This window comes from Kitasatospora sp. NPDC091257, assembly GCF_044757675.1.
Taxonomy (GTDB): Bacteria; Actinomycetota; Actinomycetes; order Streptomycetales; family Streptomycetaceae; genus Kitasatospora; species Kitasatospora lactacystinica.
Window position 1 is genome coordinate 1 of the sequence record NZ_JBIVVI010001068.1, and the last position, 3,157, is coordinate 3,157.

The 3,157-nt window shown below is 69.4% G+C and carries 2 protein-coding genes; one reads left to right on the top strand and one right to left on the bottom strand.

The window, feature by feature from the left end; translation table 11 throughout:
- A partial coding sequence (locus ACIQOV_RS34405) for a nitrate- and nitrite sensing domain-containing protein (RefSeq protein WP_401054748.1) occupies nt 1-2,162 on the bottom strand: 2,162 nt, incomplete at its 3' end.
- Between the two features lie 636 nt (nt 2,163-2,798).
- Between ACIQOV_RS34405 and ACIQOV_RS34410 the strand changes: the two genes are divergently transcribed.
- Nucleotides 2,799-3,017, top strand: coding sequence for a hypothetical protein (locus ACIQOV_RS34410; RefSeq protein WP_359915360.1), 219 nt, complete (start codon nt 2,799-2,801; stop codon nt 3,015-3,017).
- Nucleotides 3,018-3,157 lie beyond the last annotated feature (140 nt).

The window sequence follows — 3,157 nt, forward strand, 5'->3', positions numbered from 1 at the left end:
CAGGACCGGTTTCCGTGCTTGATCGGCCGCGAGCGGTCCGCCGGTCGGCGTAGCCTTCGTGCATGGCAGAGAGCAAGGTCCGGAAGGCCGCGGCGGTCACCCGAATTGGTGACGTCCACGGGGAGCATGACCAGCGCGGTGGTGCCGCCGGAGTCGCTGGGGCGCAGCTGGATGCGGATGCCGTGTCGCAGGGACAGGCGGCCGACCACGAAGAGGCCCATGCGGCGGGAGACCGAGACGTCCACCGTCGGCGGGTTGGCGAGGCGCTCGTTGATCTCGGCGAGGTCGTCGGGGCTCAGGCCGATGCCGGTGTCGTGGATCTCGACCAGCACGCGGCCGTCCGGCAGCGCGTGGCCGGTGACCCGGACGCGGGTCTGCGGGCTGGAGAACGAGGTGGCGTTCTCCAGCAGCTCGGCGAGCAGGTGGACGAGGTCGTTGACGACGCGGCCGGCGACCTCGGCCGACGGCACGGCGGCGAGTTCGATGCGCTCGTACTGCTCCACCTCGGAGGCGGCGGCGCGGAGCACGTCGACCAGCGGGACGGGACGGGTCCAGCGGCGGCCCGGGTCCTCGCCGGCGAGGACGAGGAGGTTCTCGCCGTTGCGGCGCATGCGGGTCGCGAGGTGGTCCAGCTTGAAGAGGTTGGCCAGCTGGTCCGGGTCGGCCTCGCGGCTCTCCAGCTCGGAGATGAGCGACAGCTGGCGCTGGATGAGGCCCTGGCTGCGGCGCGAGAGGTTGGTGAACATCGCGTTGATGTTGCCTCGCAGGAGGGCCTGCTCGGCGGCGAGGCGGACGGCCTCGCTGTGCACCATGTCGAACGCGTGGGCCACGTGGCCGATCTCGTCGGTGGAGTCGACGGCGACCGGCTCGACCGTGGTGTCGACGTCGTGCGGGTCGGCCTCGGAGAGGGTCTTGACCAGCTCGGGCAGACGGCGCTCGGCGACGTCCTCGGCCGCCGCCTGGAGGCGGGTCAGCGAGCGCACCATCGAGCGGGCGATCAGACCGGCGCCACCGAGGGCGACGAGCAGCACCAGGGCGACCGCGACACCGATGATCAGGGCGTCGGCGTCGGCCTGGGACTGGAGGTCCTGGGCCTTGCCGTCCAGGTTCTCGATGAGCTTGGACTCGATCCGGCGCTCGGCGGTGATCTTGGAGCTGGCCTTCTCGAACCAGTCCTTGTAGCTGACCGCCTCGGTCTGGCGGATGCCGCTCTGGGTGAGGATCGTGGAGGCGTAGCGGTCGGCGTCGGCGACCACCGAGTTGTAGCTCAGCTGGCTGCGCAGGTTGTCCAGGTCGTGCGCGGTGTAGATGTTGTTGAAGCTCGCGATCGCGTTGTCGTACGAGCTGCGCAGACGGATACCGAAGGACTCGTCGCTGGGGCTGAGGTCGGGGGTCTTCGGGTTGGCGAGCGCGGCGCTGATCAGGGCCCGCTGCTGCGAGGTCGCGTTCTTCGCCAGCGAGAACTGCTGGAGCGCGCGGGTGGAGACGACCAGGTCCTTGTTGTTCGACGCGAGCGCGATGTCCTGGGTGATGGACAGCAGGTCGCGGATGATCACGTCGTAGGCGGTGATCGTCGACTGGATGTTCTGGTTGTTCTGGTACGGCAGGCTGCGGGTGTCCGCGATCGAGTTCAGGTCCTTGCGGATCTGGAGCAACAGCGCCTTTCCGCCGGACAGTTCGAGGTTCTCGAACTTGTCGGAGGAAGCGGTGAAGGTGCGGCTCAGGTCGTCGGTGGACTTGCGGGCCGCGACGATGTCGTCGTCCAGCGGCGCGGCCGGGTCGTGGGTGATCGGGCCGGCGCTGATGTCGCGCTCGGTCTGGAGCGCGTCCGCGAGGTTGGTCGCCTTCTTGGCCAGGTCGGAGAGGTTGGCCATCTGGGCGAGTTGCTGCGAGTTCTCCATCGAGCTCTGGATGCGCAGGCCACCGAGGACCAGCGAGACCAGCACGGGGAGGGCGAGCAGCGCGATCAGACGGGTGCGGATGCGCCAGTTGCGCATCGCGAGCCGGTTCAGACCGGTGGCGCGGCGCCGGGTCAGGGAGGTGCGGAGTTTGTCCCGGGCGGACTTCCGCTCCTGGCCCTCCTCCTCCGGGTGGCCGACGGCCTCGGGTGTCACCGGCTCGGCCGGGCCGCTGGGGGCCGCCGCCTGTTGAGGGGCTGCCACAGGCTCACGCGACTCCGGGTTACCCGCGGCGCCGCTACCCCTTTTGAAACGTCCCTGCACTGGCGTCGCAACCTCTGGACCGGGCGTCCCGCCGCGTCGCCACGGCCTGGACGGTGTCGAGTTTCCATCCGCACCCCGGCCGGTCCGGGAGAGCGGGCACCGGGGTGGACCACTCCCTACCCACGGTCCGTCGCATTCCAGCACAGCCGGGGAATCCCAACAAGGGCCGCACGTACCGGGCGCCCGGCGCTACCGACCGCTTGCGTCTTCTCACGGACTGTGCGGTAACAGGACCGGAATACCGCCTTTTTCGGACACTCGCCGGATACATGCCAAGCGGACCCGGGGTCGGGAAGAGTCACAGACCTTCCGGAATGCCCCTTATCGGCGAAATGCCGGAAAATCCCGGTGCGGCGATATGTCGGATATCTGCACTTTGCTCGGCATTTTGTGAGCAAAATCACAGTCTAATGTGTAGCTTTGGTCACGGCCTCTGTGGAATGAGATCTCGTAACCTGGCTGTCTCCGGAGCACGGCCCCGATCAGCCTGCCCAGAACCCCTCCGAATCAATCGGAATCCATCAGGCCGGTGCCGATCGCCGCGATCGACCCGGCCATGACCACGAGGTGCTCTCGATGTCCCAGGCGAAGAACGCCACCAAGTCCACGCTGTCCTGCCGCCCCACGGCGAACCCCCGCCGGACGACGCTGGCCTCGGTCGAGGACTTCAGCAAGATCCCGGGCGCCCGCAAGCCCGAGGACGTCGTGACCTACGGCACCGAGCTGCCGGCCGCCACCGCCAACCCGCGCCGCACCCGGCTGATGGTCGCCCCGGTCGTCGTCCTGCAGGACTGACCGCCGCAGCGCCGCGACGAGGGCGCCGTCGTCACCCCGGTGGCGGCGGCGCCCTCGCCGTTGTGCGGCGCCCCCGCGGCCCGCGGCGGCGACCCGCCCGCGCGCCTCGCGGGGCATTCGGCCCCGACCCTCCTGAACAG